General features: G+C 43.6%; 1 protein-coding gene and 1 pseudogene. Both read left to right on the forward strand.

The window, feature by feature from the left end:
* Positions 1 to 178, forward strand: a 178-nt coding sequence (locus tag ACS8FC_RS15865) for a dienelactone hydrolase family protein (protein ID WP_439297478.1), incomplete at its 5' end; no start/stop codon positions are given.
* A gap of 171 nt (positions 179 to 349) precedes the next feature.
* Positions 350 to 880 (forward strand): annotated as a pseudogene (locus ACS8FC_RS15870) (DUF2339 domain-containing protein); the annotation flags it as partial.

An 880-nucleotide genomic window follows, 5' to 3' on the forward strand; every position in this document is an offset into this window, starting at 1 on the left:
AGACGCAGCTGACGTGGACTACACTATCGATGTCTATGACAATGCCAAGCATGGCTTTACCAACCCACATGCCGATGAGCGCGCTGAAAAAAATGAAGTAGATCTTGGCTATAACGAAGCGGCTGCTAAGCAAAGCTGGGAAAACATGCTTGAGTTTATGAAAGCCAATTTGGCATAAAAAAGATCTGGTATAAAACTCACAAAGAAGGGCAGCTTAACTATTAAGCTGCCCTTTTATTTTGAGTCTTGTTTTATCAATGACCTTTTGGGTAAGCAATCAGAGCGGTCTTGTGCTTCTTAGCAAATCACGTCATTATCACATTACTATCAATTGGATTGAGCGACGAAGATGTTATATCTATTGGTGACCCAGTTGGGTTGGCTGGCCTTTACAATTTTATTGATCGTGGTAGTCGCGCTATACACCAAGATAAAGCGACAAATTGCGCATCTGCGCCGCGATGTCATAAAACTACAATCGGATCTTGAGCAGCAAAAAAATCGCAGTATGAACGCTTCATCTACCCATTTGGCTGATGAGCGTGTTTATACGCGCGCTAGTGAAGGCAATACTGCTGAGAATGACGCTACTAAGCATGCAATTTTTGATTCACAACAGCGGTCTACAGATGCGTTTTCAACCCTATCATCTACATCATTGCCACCACCACTGCCTGTTACTACTCCAACTCCGACCAAAAATAAAATAGCAAATGCGCCGATTGAGCCTGATGAACGCTCACTACCTATTGTGACGTCGCTCATTCATTCAATCAAAAACTGGTTTTTTGGTGGCAATCTCGTCGTTCGGGTCGGCGTATTGGTACTGCTAGTAGGCGTGGTGCTACTGCTGCGGTTACTCAGCGAATATATCGAAATT

Source organism: Psychrobacter sp. 1Y4 (assembly GCF_051847555.1).